Source organism: Butyricimonas sp. Marseille-P3923 (assembly GCF_900184685.1).
GTDB lineage: Bacteria > Bacteroidota > Bacteroidia > Bacteroidales > Marinifilaceae > Butyricimonas > Butyricimonas muris.
The window spans coordinates 1,386,083-1,405,224 of sequence record NZ_FXXL01000007.1 but is presented as its reverse complement, the minus strand read 5'-3'; the positions used below and the strand labels follow the sequence as shown (position 1 = coordinate 1,405,224).

General features: G+C 45.1%; 17 protein-coding genes. 9 read left to right on the top strand and 8 right to left on the bottom strand.

Annotated elements, in window-relative coordinates:
• Positions 1-4: 4 nt before the first annotated feature.
• The 3 genes from CS948_RS17345 (at position 5) to CS948_RS17330 (ending at position 3,509) form a co-directional block, all read left to right on the top strand.
• Positions 5-709 (top strand): hypothetical protein, encoded by a 705-nt coding sequence (locus tag CS948_RS17345; RefSeq protein WP_141560980.1) that lies wholly within the window; start codon positions 5-7, stop codon positions 707-709.
• Between the two features lie 1,447 nt (positions 710-2,156).
• Positions 2,157-2,708 carry a DJ-1 family glyoxalase III gene (locus CS948_RS17335; protein WP_099293115.1) on the top strand — a complete coding sequence of 184 codons (552 nt, stop codon included), beginning with the start codon at positions 2,157-2,159 and terminating at the stop codon, positions 2,706-2,708.
• Positions 2,709-3,509 carry a DUF4846 domain-containing protein gene (locus CS948_RS17330; RefSeq protein WP_099293113.1) on the top strand — a complete coding sequence of 267 codons (801 nt, stop codon included), beginning with the start codon at positions 2,709-2,711 and terminating at the stop codon, positions 3,507-3,509. It abuts the gene before it with no gap.
• Here CS948_RS17330 and CS948_RS17325 read toward each other — a convergent pair.
• From CS948_RS17325 to mce, 8 genes are all read right to left on the bottom strand, one after another.
• Entirely contained in the window at positions 3,499-4,281 is a 783-nt protein-coding gene (locus CS948_RS17325) for a TIGR02757 family protein (RefSeq protein WP_099294654.1), read from the bottom strand. The genes CS948_RS17330 and CS948_RS17325 overlap by 11 nt on opposite strands.
• 24 nt (positions 4,282-4,305) lie before the next feature.
• Positions 4,306-4,965, bottom strand: a complete 660-nt coding sequence (gene mnmD / locus CS948_RS17320; protein ID WP_099293111.1) for a tRNA (5-methylaminomethyl-2-thiouridine)(34)-methyltransferase MnmD — start codon at positions 4,963-4,965, stop codon at positions 4,306-4,308.
• A gap of 2 nt (positions 4,966-4,967) precedes the next feature.
• Positions 4,968-5,990 carry a low specificity L-threonine aldolase gene (locus CS948_RS17315; protein WP_366842335.1) on the bottom strand — a complete coding sequence of 341 codons (1,023 nt, stop codon included), beginning with the start codon at positions 5,988-5,990 and terminating at the stop codon, positions 4,968-4,970.
• A gap of 130 nt (positions 5,991-6,120) precedes the next feature.
• Entirely contained in the window at positions 6,121-7,281 is a 1,161-nt protein-coding gene (locus tag CS948_RS17310) for a sodium ion-translocating decarboxylase subunit beta (RefSeq protein ID WP_366842336.1), read from the bottom strand.
• A gap of 126 nt (positions 7,282-7,407) precedes the next feature.
• Complete coding sequence (locus CS948_RS17305; protein WP_099293105.1) at positions 7,408-7,833, bottom strand: biotin/lipoyl-containing protein; 426 nt, start codon at positions 7,831-7,833, stop codon at positions 7,408-7,410.
• Between the two features lie 12 nt (positions 7,834-7,845).
• Positions 7,846-8,184, bottom strand: a complete 339-nt coding sequence (locus tag CS948_RS17300; protein WP_176555103.1) for an OadG family protein — start codon at positions 8,182-8,184, stop codon at positions 7,846-7,848.
• Between the two features lie 14 nt (positions 8,185-8,198).
• The gene (locus tag CS948_RS17295; RefSeq protein WP_099293101.1) at positions 8,199-9,758 is read right to left on the bottom strand and encodes an acyl-CoA carboxylase subunit beta; all 1,560 of its coding nucleotides are present in this window, start codon (positions 9,756-9,758) and stop codon (positions 8,199-8,201) included.
• 34 nt (positions 9,759-9,792) lie between these two features.
• Positions 9,793-10,197 carry a methylmalonyl-CoA epimerase gene (mce, locus tag CS948_RS17290; RefSeq protein ID WP_099294652.1) on the bottom strand — a complete coding sequence of 135 codons (405 nt, stop codon included), beginning with the start codon at positions 10,195-10,197 and terminating at the stop codon, positions 9,793-9,795.
• A 265-nt stretch (positions 10,198-10,462) separates the two neighbouring features.
• Between mce and CS948_RS17285 the strand changes: the two genes are divergently transcribed.
• The 6 genes from CS948_RS17285 to CS948_RS17260 all read left to right on the top strand — a co-directional run bounded on the left by CS948_RS17285 (position 10,463) and on the right by CS948_RS17260 (position 19,132).
• Positions 10,463-10,879, top strand: coding sequence for a hypothetical protein (locus CS948_RS17285; protein WP_099293099.1), 417 nt, complete (start codon positions 10,463-10,465; stop codon positions 10,877-10,879).
• Positions 10,880-11,352: 473 nt separating this feature from the next.
• Positions 11,353-12,744, top strand: coding sequence for an aminopeptidase P family protein (locus CS948_RS17280; protein ID WP_099293097.1), 1,392 nt, complete (start codon positions 11,353-11,355; stop codon positions 12,742-12,744).
• Positions 12,745-12,763: 19 nt separating this feature from the next.
• Positions 12,764-13,888, top strand: coding sequence for a DNA polymerase III subunit beta (gene dnaN / locus CS948_RS17275; RefSeq protein WP_099293095.1), 1,125 nt, complete (start codon positions 12,764-12,766; stop codon positions 13,886-13,888).
• Between the two features lie 116 nt (positions 13,889-14,004).
• The gene (locus CS948_RS17270) at positions 14,005-14,781 is read left to right on the top strand and encodes a 3'-5' exonuclease (protein ID WP_099293093.1); all 777 of its coding nucleotides are present in this window, start codon (positions 14,005-14,007) and stop codon (positions 14,779-14,781) included.
• 259 nt (positions 14,782-15,040) lie between these two features.
• Positions 15,041-16,087, top strand: coding sequence for an efflux RND transporter periplasmic adaptor subunit (locus CS948_RS17265; protein ID WP_255302061.1), 1,047 nt, complete (start codon positions 15,041-15,043; stop codon positions 16,085-16,087).
• A 9-nt stretch (positions 16,088-16,096) separates the two neighbouring features.
• Positions 16,097-19,132, top strand: a complete 3,036-nt coding sequence (locus tag CS948_RS17260) for an efflux RND transporter permease subunit (RefSeq protein ID WP_099293091.1) — start codon at positions 16,097-16,099, stop codon at positions 19,130-19,132.
• Positions 19,133-19,142: the final 10 nt, after the last annotated feature.

Genomic DNA, 19,142 nt, shown 5'->3' with positions numbered 1-19,142 from the left:
CATTTTGATTGAAAATCGTGGGCAAGTTCATTTTTTAGATTACCAAGCGGTAAAATTTGAATATGGAACTTATAGAATATCTAAAGATCATATACTGGCCGAGGATATTTGCGGGTATCATTTGGTAGGATACGCTTGGAAATTAGATTCTTTGATTCTTTATTTGGAGAGAGGAGGTGTTGTTACAGAGAAAAGTGTGCTTTGGAATTCGAGTATAGTTGTTCCTCAACGAGAGTCATTACGAGATTCTAATTTGATGTCATATTATCGACAATTGAAAGATCCTAATGCTGTTTATCAATATGATGATCTTACAATAAAGATTCGGAATAGGGGGCATGTAACTTGCTATAAGGGGGACAGTCTGTTATGGGAAAAATCGCCTCGTATCAGTTCTTTCGGAATAGGTACGTATGGCTTGGGATACCAAAACCCTGTAATATCGCAAGACAAGAGAACGTTATTGTTTCAATACGCAACTTATTTTAAACAATACCTGGTAGAGATAGGCGTTCTTACCGGAAAAGTGACTAAAATTGGACGAAATTCAGATGAAATTACTTATTCTTATTCTTATTCACCAGATGGGAATTATATCCTATATCGAGCACGAAATCATCGATTTAAAATGTATGATAAAATAAACCCTAAACGAAAGACGCCTTTAGAGTGTGGATCATGGAAAAATGCTTTTTGGCTTTATCGTTAGCAGGTTCATTTAAGTAGGGTGTGATATTATTAGGAGTATCCACAATTTTTAGTATTAGATAATCTTAGGATCGGGATATAGTCGAGAGGCTATTTCCCGATCTTGTCTTTAAATTTAGCATTAATTGATCTGGCACGGTTTTCCAATGTCGATCGTAGATCCAAATAGGAAACACAAGATATTGGTTTCAATAAGAAGACGGGCATTACATTTGTGCAAGATGTTTATGATGAAGTGGCTGCATATAGAGCTCAATATGTATATGATCCTCAGTCTGTTAAATGAATAAATCCGATAAATGATCCTCGGGGATTAGGATATATTACAGCACCTTGGGTTCAAGGAATTTTTGATCCCGTGGATGGAAAATCTATGCCCCAGGAGGGGCGGCTAATATGGGAATTTATCCGATAAATATAAATTCCACAAAAGAGGATTTATTGAAAGCTTATCCTAATTTTGTAAAAGAAATTTTACCAGAGTCTGTTAAGCAAATTCCAAACTTAAAATATAAAAGAAAATGAAGCTACTACTTTTATTCATATTGATGTTATTTTTATCATGTAGTCCTTATTCTCGATTATCCGGTCTTTATCATTATGAGGGAAAAGGGGAGTATACGGGTGTCGTATGGTATATGCAATTGAACCCGGATAGCACTTTTGTTGTATCGAAGAAGGGTATACTAGGAGAGAAGGTAGATACACTTTATTTTTCTTATTCGGGAAAATATCACGTTCGAGATAAAAGGGTGTATGTGCGTGAAATAATAGATATGAATGATGTTTCGATGATGCTGCAATCTGCTCATATTTATTCTTTAGTATGTCGGAATTATAGGACTTTAGTGTATGGCGAGAAAATTTTCACCAAAATGAGAAAGCGAGATAAGCATTAATGGTTATTTATTGAATGATTGTTTCATGTTGAAGTGTAATATTACGAAATCATGCAAAAAATTGTATTACTCTGAAAAAAGTTTACTCTACAGGTTTATTTTTTGATTATATAAGAATAGGTATATTGAGGAGGTTTTAATTCATTCCTCCTCGATATTCATTTAGGAGAATATCTTTTTAGGTTTGGCTTTTTTAAAGTTCGTGCTTCAATATTTTTAAGAGAGGTAAGTTTTAGAAATTTCTGCTTTTTATTCTAAAAGTAGGTTTGTATAATTTGAGATATTGATTTCAGGGGAAAATAAGCAAAGAATAGGTAGTGTATAGGTAGAGAACGAGTAACAACACCAGAGTAACACTTATATGACACTAGGGTAACATCCGAGGGGTACGTTCTTATTTGATTTTAGACGAAATGTAGAGTCATTTTTTAGGTATTATCTCTTTTTGTTTTTTGCCTGTTCAATGCAAAATTTCGTTTGAAATGTTTTCCTCTGAAAACTTATAATTTTTTTCTTAACTTTGGAGAATCAATTAAAACTAGAAGAATTATGAAGAAATCATTTTTATTTTTGGCAGATGGATTTGAGGAAGTGGAAGCACTTGGAACGGTAGATGTATTGCGTCGGGGGACGGTAGAGGTAAAGACGGTTTCGATTTCCGGGAAGAAAGAAGTAACGGGAGCGCATGGGGTTCCTGTAGTTGCCGATCTTTTGATAGATGAGGTGAAGGAAGAAGAGGCCGAATTTTTGATTTGTCCGGGAGGGATGCCGGGTGCGAAGAATCTGGGTGACTGTCCGGCTTTAGTGCAATTGATACAAAAGCATTTTGATAAAGGGGGATACGTGGCTGCAATCTGTGCCGCTCCGGCTTTGGTATTGAGTAAGATCAAGATGGACCGGAAACGGCAGATGACTTGTTACCCGGGATTCGAGGAGTATTTACCGGAGGCGGACATGCAACCTCATGGTGTCGTTGTGGATGGAAACCTGATTACAGGCAGAGGTCCGGCGTATACCTTTAAATTCGGTTTGGCAATCCTTGAACAATTGACTTCGAAGAAAGTCGCGGAGGATGTGGCTGCCGGAATGTTACTTGACTAGATGAAGTATTTTATACTTTTCGGGATATGCTGTTTATTTGCCCTGCAAGGGGTGGGACAGGGAACAACACTTGGAACCCGGATCGCACCACCTTCGGGGTATACCAGAATAAACGCGGGGGAAGATTCTTTCGGGGCTTATCTGAGGAATCTTCCTTTGCGTCCTCGTGGAACCAAGGTCCGTTATTTTGATGGGCGGGAAAAACGGGACACGGGGGTATACTGTGCCGTGGTCGATATGGAGATCGGCAAGCGGGATTTGCAGCAATGTGCGGATGCCGTGATTCGTTTACGGGCGGAATATCTTTACAAGCAAAAAGCGTATGATAAGATACATTTCAATTTCACGAACGGTTTCCGTGCGGACTATGCCAAGTGGGCGGAAGGATATCGGATAAGCGTGAAAGGAAATCAGGTTTCGTGGTACAAGGCGAAAGAAAAGGATTATTCTTACAAGACTTTCCGGGCTTATCTGGATATCGTGTTTGCTTATGCCGGAACATTATCTCTTTCCAAGGAAGTGCAGCCCGTACCGGTTTCTTCCATGCGGATCGGGGATGTTCTTATTCAAGGCGGTTCGCCCGGTCATGCCGTGGTTGTGGTGGATATGGCGGAAAACCCTTCTACCGGGGAAAAGCTGTATCTGTTGGCACAAAGTTATATGCCGGCACAGGATATACAGGTATTGAAGAACCCGGGAGAACCCAAAATCTCACCTTGGTATTCTTTGAAATCCACGGGGAATATCATCACTCCCGAGTGGGGATTCACGTCTTCCGATTTGAAACGATTTAAGGAATAATGTGATTATATTTTTCAAAAGCCCCCAATCCGAATAAGGAAAAATCATAGCGTATCGGGTCTATCGGGTCCAGTTCCCGAAGGCGGGCGGTAAGTTCTTCCACGGCTTTGCGGTCGTTCTGGTTGCGGGTGAGCAGACCGAGTTGACGACTGACGTTGCCGGTATGGAGATCCAGCGGGATGAGTAGGGCAGAGGTGGGAATGTTTTTCCATAACCCGAAGTCGACTTCCCCGTCGCGACGAACCATCCAGCGCAGGAACATGTTTACTCTTTTGGCGGCGGAACCTTTGTCCACGTTGGCAATATGGCGTAGTACACGTGGTTCGGCGGGGAGAGAGGTAAAGACGGTATGCCATTCCCGCAAAACGTCGAACATATCCCCGTGTTTCCGGTAGGCTTCCGTGAAGACGTTCTCCAGTCCCCCGCGGTTACGATAGATGTTGGCAAGAGATTGAAGAAAATAGACACAATCATAGCTGTTGAACGTGCGATGTTTGAAGTTACGGAATCGTTCGTAATCAGCGGCGTCGGCGTGCATCACGAAATCGTACGGGGCGTAGTCCATGAGTTGCATGAGTTCCTTGCATTTCTTGATAATCGTGGGGCGTTGTCCCCACGCGAGAGAGGCGGCAAGGAAGCCCGCTATTTCAATATCTTCTTTCTCTTCAAAGCATTTGGGAATCTGGATCGGGTCAGTCTCGATAAAAAATTCCGACTTGTTGTATTCTACGTATTTTTCGTCCAGTAACTGTTTTAATTCCTTGGAAAACATAATCATCAATCGTAAATCGTAAATCTAAAATTTCCCGGCTCTCAGCATCTCCCTTTTTCCCGGTGGTCCCGGAAGACGTTTCAAGCTGAACCCGACTTCCCGTAAGGCTTGTTTAACGATTCCTTTCACGCAATATGTCACCAGAATCCCGTTAGGTTTAAGAGCTTGATAGAATTTGGACAGGATATCCGCGCTCCACAAATGAGGTTGGACATCCGGCGCGAAAGCATCAAAAAATACGATATCGAATTGTTCGGTGAAACAGACGTCTGAAAAGTCGGCCTCGTGTTTATGCAACGTGAAGTAAGGGGTGATTTCAACTTCTTTTTCCCAAGGGGAGCTATGTATCTCTTTGAATAAGGATGCATCTTCTGCGGGGAAAAAAGTCGTGTAGTTCAAATTAGCCAGTTCTTCTTCGGTTAGCGGGTATTTTTCGAAGCTGTGGAACACGACATTCCGTTGGTTATCCTTTGCGTTCAGCAGGGTTAAAAAAGCATTTAACCCGGTACCGAACCCTGCTTCAAGGATGTGGATGCTGTTTTGCCCGTAATACTCGATTCCGGCTTGGATAAAAATATGGCGGGATTCTTGTATCGCGCCGTGGACGGAATGGTAGTGTTCATTCAGTCCCGGTACGTGTAACGTGGTACTCCCGTCTTCCGTTGTGATAATCTCACGGTGCATCATCAGCACAATTCCTGACGTAATAGGTTAGCAAATTCGACGATATCGTTTTCCGTAGTGTCGAACGAGCATACCCATCTCACTTCGGCGGCATCTTCATCCCAAACGTAGAAGAAACATTCGTCTTGCAGTTTTTGGATTTTATCTCTTGGGATAATGGCAAATACTTCGTTGGCTTCCACTTTTTGAGTAAGGGTCACGGAAGGTATTTGTTCCGCCGCGTTTGCGAGGTTCTTGGCCATGGCATTGGAGTGGGTAGCGGCTTTCAACCAAAGGTCATTTTTCAGCACGGCAGAAAATTGTGCGGCGATGAATCTCGTTTTGGAATGCAGTTGCATCAATTGCTTGCGGATATACTTCACGTCTTTCGATATTCTCGTGTTAAAGAAGATTACTGCTTCCCCGAACATCATCCCGTTTTTCGTGCCCCCGAAACTCATGACGTCGATACCGACTTCTTTCGTTATGCTTGCCGGGGAACATCCCAAGTGAGCGATGGCATTTGCTATGCGTGCCCCGTCCATGTGGACGTACATGTCATGGGCGTGAGCGAAGTCACATATCTCTTTTAATTCGTCATGCGAATAAACGGTTCCTAATTCTGTGCATTGCGTGAGCGAAATCACTTTGGGTTGCACGTGATGTTGGTCACCGAAGTGGTGCATGTGGTTCTGGATTAACCCGACATTCAATTTCCCGTCGAACGTGGGCACGGTCAGTAATTTGCTTCCTGTTTGTTTTTCGATAGCCCCGCATTCGTCCACGTTGATATGTGCTGTTTCGGCACAGATGATGGCGTTGTATGAATGCGTGAAGGCGGACAGGCTCAAGATGTTTGCCCCGGTACCGTTGTACACGAAATATACATCGATGTCTTCCCCGAATATCTCTTTGAAATCGGCAACAGCCTTTTCCGTGTAAGAGTCTTCTCCATAGGAGTGAGCGTGCCCGTAGGCGGATTCTTCCAGTGCTTTGAAAACCTCCGGTAGTACACCTGAAAAGTTGTCGCTACCGAAACCTCTAATACCCATAATTGAACTAATTTATTTATAATTGTTTGGACAAAAATAGTGATTATTTATATTATCGGGAAATAAAATGAGGCTATCTCATTTTTATTTGAGATAGCCTCTGTTATTTTGAATATTGATTGTCTTATCCCAAGAACGATAACAGGATACCGGCGGCAACGGCAGAACCGATAACTCCCGCCACGTTTGGTCCCATGGCATGCATCAGCAGGAAGTTGCCGGGGTTGGCTTCTTGTCCCACGTTTTGTGACACGCGGGCTGCCATCGGAACGGCAGAAACTCCGGCTGAGCCGATCAACGGATTAATCTTGTTTTTGGTAAACAAGTTCATGAATTTTGCCAGTAATACGCCACCGGCACTACCCATGCTGAACGCCAAAATACCGATTACCAGAATTGCCAACGTCTGGAAATTCAAGAATGCCGCCGCGGTAGTAGTCGCTCCCACGGAAATACCGAGGAATATGGTAGTGATATTCATTAACTCGTTTTGAACGGTTTTACTCAATCGATCCACGACACCGCTTTCACGCATCAGGTTACCCAACATCAAACAACCGATTAGCGGGGCTGCCGATGGCAATAACAAGGACACGAAAATAGTTACCACGATAGGGAACACGATTTTCTCTTTCTTGGAAACTTTACGCAATTGTTTCATCACGATTTCCCGTTCCTTTTGAGTTGTCAACGCTCTCATGATGGGTGGTTGAATCACGGGTACCAGTGCCATGTACGAGTAGGCCGCAACCGCGATAGGACCGAGCAGGCCCGGTGCCAGTTTCGAGGTCAGGTAAATTGCCGTCGGTCCGTCAGCACCCCCGATAATCCCGATGGAACCTGCTTCCGCGTAAGTGAATCCTAATGCGATAGCACCCAAGAAGGTAGCGAAGATACCGATCTGCGCGGCTGCCCCCAGAAGAAAACTTTTCGGGTTTGCCAACAGCGGACCGAAATCGGTCATGGCACCTACGCCGATAAAAATAATACAGGGATATATGCCTAACTTAACACCTATATAGATGTAGTCCAATAGCCCGACATTGTTAGCGTCCGCGAAATTTGCCCAATGTATATGCCCACCGTCGAAAAGTTCCGGGTGATACAACCCGGCTCCGGGTAGGTTGGTCAGCAACATACCGAAGGCTATAGGTAATAATAACAAAGGCTCGAATTTTTTCACGATAGCCAAGTAAAACAGTACACATGACACCAGTATCATGACGATACAAAGCCAATTACCGTTTGACAAGTGTGCGAAACCCGTGTCATTTATAAACTTCATTACCTTTTCTCCCATATCAATCTCTTCCGCGCTCGCGCTAAACGGAAGAATGAATAACCCGAGTAATGTCGCTATGCTTAAAAGATATTTCTTTAATTGTTTCATTGTTAACAAGTTTACGATGAATTAAGCCAAATCAACAAGCGAATCCTCTTGGGAAACAGACTGTCCGACAGTCACATGGATAGCCTTCACCTGTCCATCGTTGTTAGCCATGATGTTGTTTTCCATCTTCATCGCTTCCATCACGAGTAAAGTATCACCGCGTTTCACGCGGTCGCCTACTTTCACGTTAATGGCAGAAATCGTACCGGGAAGCGGGGCTTTGATTGAAGTTTTGTTAGATGAAGTGTTGGAGGATGAATGATGTACCAGCGTGGCGGCAGGGATGGCTGCAGCCTTACGAGCAACGGGTGTTGACGTTGTGTTTTTGCTCTCGTAAAGTACATCATATGAAATCCCGTTTACCTCAACAGTAGCCTTGTTATGATCTGTTACGCTCACGGTGACATCGAAATTATTCTCGTCTATAGTGATTTTAAATTTGTTCATAATCTTTAATTGTTACTTGGTAAGATTTCTCATGCTATAAATTTTAGAACTCCACGGGGAATAGCGTCTTTCTACCTCCTGTATCGTGATGACGTGGGGTTCTTCATCATGCGAGTCAAAGTACAGGTGCATTGCCATGGCAATGGCAGCCTGTTCATGTGGCGTCGGATGAGCATCGGTTGTTACCGCAGGTGCCGTAACACTGGGTTGGGGTTTCACTTGGTCTTCCAAACGATCCGTGATTTTTGTTTGTAAATTAATGATCCAAATCAAAATAACCAACAACAAAAACACGGTACCCATCCCTATCCCGGTAACGAGGAGCGCGTAGCCCCAATTGATAGCTAACATGGTCATATCTTAAATTATAAAGGTATATTAGAATGTTTCTTCATCGGGTTGGTAACACGTTTGGTCTGTAATGACTGGAAGGCTCTAATCACGCGGAAGCGAGTGTTACGCGGCTCGATAACATCATCAATATACCCGTAAGAAGCAGCCTTGTACGGGTTGGCAAATGCCGTGTTGTACTCTTCTTCTTTTGTCGCGATGAATTTGGCTTTCTCTTCGGCGTCAGTGATAGCCGCCAACTCCTTACCGTACAACACCTCGATAGCACCCTTGGCTCCCATAACGGCGATTTGTGCCGTCGGCCAAGCGTAGTTGAAGTCACCTCGCAATTGCTTGCATGACATCACGTCGTGAGCCCCACCGTAAGATTTACGCAAAGTCACGGTTACTTTAGGAACGGTAGCTTCCCCGTAAGCGAACATCAGTTTTGCGCCGTGAGTGATGATTCCACCATACTCTTGCACGCGTCCGGGCAAGAATCCCGGCACGTCAACCAACGTTAATACAGGAATATTGAAACAGTCGCAGAAACGCACGAAACGTGCAGCCTTGCGTGATGATTCTATATCAAGCACCCCGGCATAGAAGTTCGGTTGATTGGCGATAACCCCGACAGAACGTCCTCCCATGCGGCAGAAACCGACAATAATATTGCGGGCATAACGTTTGTGTACTTCAAGGAATTTGCCGTTATCCACGATAGCCTCGATAACCTCCATCATGTTGTACGGGTGGTTCGGGTTGTCCGGTATCAAGCTGTTCAGCTTGTCTTCCAAACGGTCGATAGGATCATTGCATATCACCATGGGAGCCTCTTCCAAGTTGTTGGAAGGTAAATAAGACAGTAAATCGCGAATAGTAGCGATCCCTTCTTCTTCGTTTTCCGCCAAGAAGTGAGAAACACCGGATTTGGTAGAATGAACTTCAGCACCTCCCAGTTCTTCCGTACTGATGTCTTCTCCCGTTACGGTTTTTACTACTTTAGGTCCGGTCACGAACATGTAGGACGATTGATCGGTCATCAGGATGAAGTCCGTCAACGCGGGAGAATACACCGCACCTCCGGCGCAAGGACCGAAAATGGCAGATATCTGGGGAATTACTCCCGAGGCCAAAATATTGCGTTCAAAAATTTCAGCATACCCGGCCAAAGAGTTTACCCCCTCTTGAATACGGGCTCCACCGGAATCGTTCAACCCGATAATCGGGGCTCCCACGGTCATGGCTTTATCCATAACCTTACAGATTTTTTGTGCCAACATTTCGGAAAGGGCACCGCCGAAGACCGTGAAATCTTGGGCAAACACGAACACGAGGCGTCCGTCGATAGTACCTTGTCCGGTAACGACACCGTCGCCCAAGAATTTGGTTTTCTCCATGCCGAAGTTGTAACAACGGTGTGTTACGAACATGTCAAACTCCTCGAAACTATCTTCATCCAGCAACATGGCGATTCTTTCCCGCGCGGTATATTTCCCTTTTTTGTGTTGGGATTCGATACGCTTTTCACCCCCTCCAAGTTTTGCCTGAACTCGTAAGTCGATTAATTCTTTGACTTTATCTTGATTTGTCATATTGTCATGATTTATGTGAGGCCGTTCATTAAAATTATTTTGTTCCGCAAAGTTCAGTCAATACTCTGAACGTTGATTTCGGGTGAAGGAATCCGATTCTCAATCCTTCAGCACCTCCGCGCGGAGCTTTGTCGATCAGTTGACAGCCGGCGGCTTGAGCGTCATTTAATGCTGCTTGAACATCTTCTACTGCAAACGCGATGTGATGCATACCACCACCGTTTTTTTCCACGAATTTACCGATAGGACCCTCGGGGTCTGTAGATTCGAGTAATTCGATCTTAGTTTGTCCTACCTTGAAGAAAGCGGTTTTAACTTTTTGATCTTTTACTTCTTCGATAGCGTAACATTCTAATCCTAAAACGTTTTCATAATACGGGATTGCTTCATCTAAGCTGGCAACTGCGATGCCGATGTGTTCAATATGTGTCGGTTTCATAACAAAAAACATTAAAGTTATATATTATATTATAATCATTTAGCATATAATTGACGCAACTTTCACAAGGATATTCCTTGTTAGATAATCAAAGCGCGAAACTACTCATTGTTATTGCGATTTTCAAGTAAAAGCGATAAATAATTTCAAAAAAAAAGAGTTTATACTTGTTTTAAATAAAGAGGGGATAACCTATGTGGTCGAATTGCGTAAAACTTGTAGTTTTTTGAACGAATATTAGGGATAAATCTAAAATATTGAAGTTATGAGCAAGCAAAAATTAGTAGTTTTTATTATCGCGATTATCGGTATGATCGCCACTTTTTTACCGTGGTACGAGATGGGAAATTCGGGTATGATTATGGGATACCGGACATCCGGTTGGTTCACGTTTATTATGTTCGCTTTGGCATTCCTGTTCGGGCTGCGCGGAAAGCAAAAAAACGATATGACCGGGGGATTGTTATATTTGGCTTCGATATTTTCCTTGCTTGCCGCTTTCGCGGTGATGTGGCAATTGATTGCTCTCGGGTTGAACAAGGAAGGAGCCCAGATGACTGTTGCCGGAAATATGATGGCACAACAGACACGGGTCCTTTACGGTGCTTATCAGGTATTGATCGCCGGAATATGTTTGCCGTTCGGGGCATTTTTGTTCAGGAATAAAAAAGTGGCACGTTAAATTGATTTTAAATACAGCTACCCGTGGGGCGAAGTCTTATACTTGATTGTGCAATGTACTACCCATGATTATAGGGTATATCCCATATAAGTGGTTCTTTAAATATACTTTATAGGGTAAATCTTCTATTATACTCCCATGAAACTTCCATCTATACTCTATCGCGATAAAAAATGGATGGTGTTTTATTTGGAATTGTATGAAATTTGTGGTATGAAAAGTACCTGTTGTATTTATTCACGATAATTATTCGGGATTGTAATTCCTTGTGTACACACCGAGTCTTGAAGATATACTCCCTCGGTTTACGACAAATGAGAATATCAATAGATTCAGGGATTTAAAAGATTGCCGAACGGGTAATTAAATTTTAAATTTAAAATCTAAAATTAGTAGGTTGTGACATTGAAAAAAAATTTCTACCTTGTCAACTCGTTTTTGCAGGAAAAAATTAATAATTAAATAATACAGATATGTTTGATAAAAACGTGTATATCAATAGAAGAAAGAGACTTATCGAGAAGATGAGCGGTGGTTTAGTGTTAATACTCGGCAACGAGGAAGCGCCGGCAAATTATCCGTCGAACACGTATAAATTTCGTCAGGATAGTTCTTTCCTTTATTTCTTCGGTTTGAATCACCCGGGGTTTGCCGGGTTGATGGACGTGGATTCCGGGGAAACCTGTCTGTTCGGGAATGACGTGGATATGGACGACATCATCTGGATGGGACCGCAACCGAGCGTGAAGGAACTGGCCGCCGGAGTCGGCGTCACTCAATCGGCTCCTTTCGCTAAATTGGCTGATGTGCTGAAGGAAGCGATCGGGAAAGGTCGTAAAATTCATTTCCTGCCGCCTTATCGCTATCATAATATGTTGTTGCTCGAGGATTTGTTGGGCATCAATCATTCTCTATTGAAAAGTTACGCGTCGTTGGAATTGATCAAGGCTGTCGTGTCTTTGCGTTCCGTGAAGGAAGAGTGCGAGATAGAGCAGATAAATCTGGCCTGTAACATCGGTTACGAGATGCACGTCGCTGCCATGAAACACGCTTTGGCGGGACAGAAAGAGCAGTATATTGCCGGGTTGATCGAGGGAATTGCCGCTTCGTACGGGAGTATGGTTTCTTTCCCCGTGATTCTTTCCCAGAATGGCGAAACGTTGCACAATCACGATCATAGTAAAACGTTGACCGTGGGACGGATGATGCTGACGGATGCCGGCGCGGAGAATAACATGTGTTATTGTTCGGACTTTACGCGTACGGTTCCCGTGGGCGGGAGATTCGACCAGCGGCAGAAGGACGTGTACAATATCGTGTTGGCTTGTAACAACAAAGCGATGGAAATTGCCCGTCCGGGAGTAACTTACCAACACGTGCATCTTGAAGTTTGTAAAGTGTTGGCTCAAGGTTTGAAGGATTTGGGATTGATGAAGGGTGACGTGAATGCCGCTGTTGCCGCGGGGGCGCACGCTTTGTTTATGCCTCACGGTTTGGGACACATGATGGGATTGGATGTTCATGACATGGAAGATTTGGGACAGATTTATGTCGGGTACGATGATGTAACCCGTCCGATTGACCAGTTCGGTACTTCTTCTTTGCGCATGGGACGGGAGTTGCAACCGGGATTCGTGGTAACGGACGAGCCGGGGTGTTATTTTATTCCCGCTTTGATAGACCAATGGAGAGAACAGGGATTGCATCAAGAGTTCCTCGTGTATGATAAGATCGAAACGTATAAAGATTTCGGCGGTATCCGTTTGGAGGATGATATTCTGATCACGAAGGACGGGTGCAAATGCATGGGTGACCGTCGTGCCCCGATCACGGTAGAGGAAGTTGAGAACACGATTAATGGGTAATGGATAAAAAAGTAAGATAATGAGATTTGTAGTATCAAGTAGTAGTTTTTTGACGAGGTTGCAGGCGGTGAGCAAGGTGATTAGTGGAAAGCCCGCGCAACCGATTTTGGATAATATTTTATTGGTCGCTAAAGACGATACGCTTTACGCGACGGCTTCCGACAAGGAAACCACGATGGAGGCGAAGGTGGAGTTGGAGAATCTGGAAACCCCGGGGAGTATCACTATTCCCGCCAAGTTGTTGCTGGATATCTTAAAAGAGTTCCCCGAACAACCTTTGACGTTCGATATTAATACCGGAACGAACGAGGTGAAGATTATCTCGGACAAGGGAGAATTTTCCGTTCCGGGCGAGAGTGCCGAGGATTACCCGGTGCAGTCTGCCATGAGCGAGGGGGTGACCTCGATTAATACCAATTGCGGCATGTTGCTGGAGGGTATTACCCGCACGGTTTTCGCCACCGCGAATGATGATCTGCGTCCGGTGATGAATTGTATTCTGGTCGAAATGAACGCGGATAATTTCACGTTCGTGGCTTCGGACGCTCACAAGCTGGTACGTTACAAACGGTTTGACGCCAAGACGGACGGGGATCAATTCTCTTTGATATTACCGAAGAAACCGTCTTTGCTGTTGAAGAATATCTTGCCGAAGGACGAGAGTGAATTGCAATTGCAGTTCAACGAGAAGATGGCTTGCTTCACGTTCGGGAATTACAAGATGGTTTGCACGCTGGTAGAGGGACGTTTCCCGAACTACAATTCCGTGATCCCGCAGAATAACCCGAAGAAGATTATTATCGAGAAGAAAGAGTTGTATAATTCGTTGAGACGGGTATCCGTGATGGCTAATCAGGCAAGCAATCTCGTGAAGTTGGATTTGAGTAACAACACGATCGTGATTTCCGCACAGGATGTGGATTACGCTATGTCCGGACACGAGACGATCACTTGCCAGTACGAGGGCGACGAGATGGCTATCGGCTTTAAATCTCCTTTCGTGCAGGAAATCCTGTCCAATTTGAACACGGAGTCTTTGGTACTTGAATTGTCCGATCCGAGTCGTCCCGGTTTGTTCTTGCCTTACGAGAATGATAACGAGAACGAGGATTTGTTGATGTTGTTGATGCCGATGATGGTTTAATAATTTTAGATTTTAGATTTTAGATTTTAGATTTCCCCTTGTGCGGGCTTGCGCTTTGGACGTTGTGGTGAGATTTATAATCTGAAATCTTAAATTTTAAATCAAAAATTGATAACTTGGAATTAAAATTGAATAACCCGATCGTGTTCTTTGATTTGGAAACGACGGGTATTAATATCGCGAAGGACAGGATCGTGGAGATTTCTGTTCTGAAAGTGATGCCGAACGGGAAAGAGGAGCAGAAGACGGTACGCGTGAACCCGGGGATGCACATTCCGGAACAGGCTTCAGCTATTCACGGGATATATGACGAGGACGTGAAGGATTGCCCGACATTTAAGGAGATTGCCAAGGATTTGGCTCGCTTTATCGAGGGGTGTGATTTGGGTGGATACAATTCAAATCGTTTTGATATTCCTTTGTTGGCGGAGGAGTTCTTGCGTGTGGACGTGGATTTCGATATGCGGAAACGCAAGTTCGTTGACGTGCAGACAATTTTCCACAAGATGGAACAGCGTACGTTGAGTGCGGCATACCGTTTCTATTGCGATAAAAATTTGGACGACGCGCATACGGCTGCCGCCGATACGACAGCTACTTACGAGGTGTTGAAAGCCCAGTTGGACCGGTATCAGGACACGTTGGAGAATGATATCGCTTTCTTGAGTAAGTTTTCGACGCAGAATAACACGGCGGATTTTGCCGGGTTTATCGTGTATAACGAGGATGGGGTAGAGGTCTTTAATTTCGGTAAAAATAAAGGCGTACCCGTGGTTCAAGTCTTGAAAGAGCAACCCGGTTATTTCGCGTGGATGCTGAACGGGGAGTTTCCGTTGTACACGAAAAAGATTCTGACGGAGATTCGGTTGAGGACGGCGGGGTTGGTGAAGTAATGTCCATATAATTATTAGTATAAAAAAGAAGGCTATTTTTATAGTCTTCTTTTTTTTGGGGGCAGGGCTATTTTTATTGTATTTGCGGTTCTCGTGAAATAGTCGTGTTGCTTGATGAACCTTGTCCGCTTTTTTCCGTATATGTGTCAGGTAAAGTGATTAATAGGTGGGGTTAGATTGTGGGGTTGGGGATTTTGGCATAATCCTTGCTGTATAGCCTATTGTTGGAATGATTTATAATTAAATAGTCAATGGATTTATGAGATTTACATGGATGGTTTGCATGATACCTGCTTTTTTGTGGGCGGGGTGTAAAGGGAAAAAGGAGACGTATCAGGATATTGTTCGTCCCGTGAGAGTTGTGAACGTGGAGTCGTTGGGGGCGATTAATAAGTTGTACACGGGAGTGGTGGAAGCCGAGGAATATAGTAATCTGGCATTTAAGTTATCGGGGCCGCTGGTGGCAATGAACGTGGACGAGGGGCAGAAGGTGAAGAAAGGACAAGTGATTGCCGCGGTAGACCCGTTGGATTACAAGTTGCAATACGAGGCGAATAAGGCGGCTTATTTGACGGCAAAATCTCAGTTGGAGCGGAACAAGAGGTTGTTGTCCATGCAGGCTATTTCCAAGCAGGAATACGAGATCGCGGAAGCGAATTATATAAAAGGGAAGTCCGCTTACGAGACTTCTGCCAATACATTGGAGGATACCAAATTGCGGGCTCCTTTTGACGGGTTCGTGGAGAAGAAGTTCGTGGAGAATTACCAGAAAGTGATGCCCGGCGAGTCGATTGTCAAGCTGGTGAACCCGAATAAGTTGGCAGTAGGTTTTACATTGCCGGAAACGAGTGTCGATCTGACTCGCACGCCGATGACGGTAACCGTGGAGTTTGACACGTACAAGGGGATTTGGTTCAAGGCGAGGGTGAAGGAATTTATAGACGCTTCTCCCGACGGGACGGGTATTCCCGTGAAACTGGTGATTGATGACAGTCGTTTTTCTCGTGACATTCATAATATTTATCCCGGTTTCTCTTGCAAGGTGAACTTGAAGATTGAAACGGCGGAGGGCGATGGTTATATCGTGCCGATGAGTGCGTTGTTCAAGAATCCGACGACGAACGCGACTTCCGTGTGGGTGTATGATCCTAAAACCGAAACGGTGAAGAGCAAGACGGTTGAGATCGGACAATTGTTCGGGAGTGACAAGATAATGGTACAGAAGGGACTCGCGAACGAGGATATTATTGTCGTTGCCGGGGTGAATTATATCACGGAAGGACAGAAAGTAAAGCTGTTAAAATAAAGGGGAGTTATGAATATAGCAAGATATTCGCTGGATAACACGAAAGTGATTTATTTCTTTTTGGCTATTTTGTTGGTCGGGGGAGTGCTTTCCTTTGATTTGTTGGGCAAGAAGGAAGATTCGCCTTTCGTGATAAAGACGGCAGTTATTATAACGAAATACCCGGGGGCGACGCCTGCCGAGGTGGAACAATTAATCACGGAGCCTATCGAGCGGGAAATACAGTCGATGCGGCGGGTGAAGAAGATTAAATCGGATTCTTATTACGGGATGTCGAAGATTCAGATTGAATTGAATCCGGCAACCCCACCGGACGAGATGCCGCAGATGTGGGACGAGTTGCGGCGCAAGGTGTTGAATATTCAACCGGCTTTGCCGCAAGGGGCATCGACGATCAGCGTTTCGGACGATTTCGGTGACGTGTTTGGTATTTATTACGGGTTGACTGCCGCGGAAGGATTTTCTTATCACGATTTGAGGGAGTGGGGGCAGAAGTTGAAAACTCAACTCGTGTCGGTTGACGGGGTGCAGAAAGTCGCCTTGTACGGGGAGCAGACGGAAGTGGTAAACGTGTATATCACGATGTCGAAGTTGGCGAACTCGGGAGTGGATCTGAACTCGTTGATGCAGACGATCAAGTCGCAAAATTCATTGATAAACACGGGCGAGAAGCGTGCGGGAAATCTGGAATTGAAGATATTGGCGGACGGGACGTACAAGACATTGGATGATATCCGCAACCAGTTGATTGTGACACAAACGGGACAACAGGTGCGGTTGGGGGATATTACCACGATCGAGAAGGGATATCTCGATCCGCCGGGTAGCCTTATGCGGGTTAATGGAAAGCGGGCTATCGGGATTGGTGTTTCGACTGATCCGGAGCGGGATGTGGTGAAGACGGGGGATAAGGTGAAAGAACGTTTGAGCCAGTTGGAAGAGTTGATGCCCGTGGGAATAGAACTGGTGACGCTTTACCCGGAAAACGAGATCGCGCGGGAGGCGAATAACGGGTTCCTGTTGAATCTGGTGGAATCTGTCGTGATCGTGATTTTTATTATTTTGTTGGTGATGGGGTCCCGTGCCGGATTGTTGATCGGTTCCTCGTTGATCTTTTCTATCGGGGGCACGATGCTGATCATGCAGTTTATGGGTGTCGGGTTGAACCGGACGTCGTTGGCGGCATTTATTATTGCGATGGGTATGTTGGTGGACAACGCTATCGTGGTGACGGATAATGCCCAGATACTAATCAAGAAAGGGATGCGACGGCGGGACGCGTTGATACGGGGGGCTACTGTCCCGCAATGGGGATTGTTGGGTGCCACGTTGATTGCCATATTTTCATTCCTGCCTTTGTATTTGGCTCCTTCTTCGGTGGCGGAGATGGTGAAGCCGTTGTTTATCGTGTTGGCGATATCCCTGTCCTTGAGTTGGATTCTGGCATTGACGCAGACGACGGTTTTCGGTAATTTTATTTTGAAAGAAAATTCCGGGGGCGAGGGGAAAGACCCGTATGACACGAAGTTTTATAACAGGTTCGTGTCCGTGTTGCGGGGCTTGATTCGTTACAAGGTGGTGACGATCGTGTCGGTTGTCTGTTTGTTTCTGGCTTCGATGTATATCATGGGGGTGATGCCGCAGAATTTCTTCCCGAGTATGGATAAACCTTATTTCCGTGCGGATTGTTTCCTGCCGGAAGGTTTCAGTATCCGGGAGTCCGAGAAGATGATGTCGGATATCGAATCTTACTTGATGAAGCAGGAGGAAGTGACGAATGTTTCCGTGACGATCGGGGGCTCGCCGTTGCGGTATTATCTGGCAAGTACTTCTTTCGGTCCGAAAGCGAATTTCGGCAACTTGTTGATCGAGGTGGAGAAAAAAGAGCAATCCCCGGTGGTTGAAGCGCGGTTGAATACTTACGTGCGGGAGAATTACCCGGATATGCTGATCCGTTCCTCGTTGTTCAAGTTGTCGCCGGCGGTGGAAGCGGCTATCGAGATAGGGTTTATCGGGGAGAATATAGATACACTGGCAGCATTGACGGAGCGGGCAATGGGCATGATGCGGGAATGTGACATGGTGACGGATGTACGCAGTAGCTGGGGAAATAAAGTGCCCGTGTGGGAGCCTGCCTATTCGCAGGAACGGGGACAACGTTTGGGTATTACCCGTCAATCCGTGGCTTATGCTTTGAAAATAGCGACGAACGGGTTGGCTCTCGGTGATTTCCGCGAGAAGGATTTGTTTATGCCTATTCTGTTGAAAGAGGACGGGTTCGATAGCAAGAATCTGGATAACATGAAGACCTTGCCCGTGTTTGCCACGCGGGGGTTCACGGTCCCTTTGGCACAAGTCGTGGATAGTTTTGCCTATAATTATCATTATAACGTGATTAAACGGTACAATCGCGACCGGGTGATGATGGCACAATGTGATCCGAAACGGGGAGCTAACGCGAAAGCCGCTTCCGCACAGGTATGGGATAAGGTGAAGAAGATGGATTTGCCGGAAGGGTACACGATGAAGATATTCGGGGAGGACGAGAGTCAGGCGGAATCCAACGAGGCGTTGGCAGCCAATATGCCGTTGACGTTTATACTGATGTTTATCGTGTTGCTGTTGCTTTTCAGGACTTACCGGAAACCGACGATTATTTTGTTGATGGTGCCGTTGATTTTTATCGGTGTCGTGTTCGGGCTTCTGGTGATGGGCAAGATGTTTGACTTCTTCGCTTTGCTGGGAGTGTTGGGATTGGTCGGAATGAACATCAAGAACGCGATTGTGCTGGTCGATCAGATCGGTATAGAGCAGGAGAACGGGTTGGCTCCGCTGGATGCGGTATTGCAAGCCACGAAGTCGAGAATCGTTCCGGTGGCAATGGCGTCGGGGACAACGATATTGGGTATGTTGCCTTTGTTGTTTGACGCGATGTTCGGGGGAATGGCGGCTTGTATCATGGGCGGTTTGCTCGTGGCGAGTTTGTTGACGATTGTCGTTCTTCCGGTGACGTATTGTTTGATATTTAGAATTAAAGCCGATTAATTTTAGATTT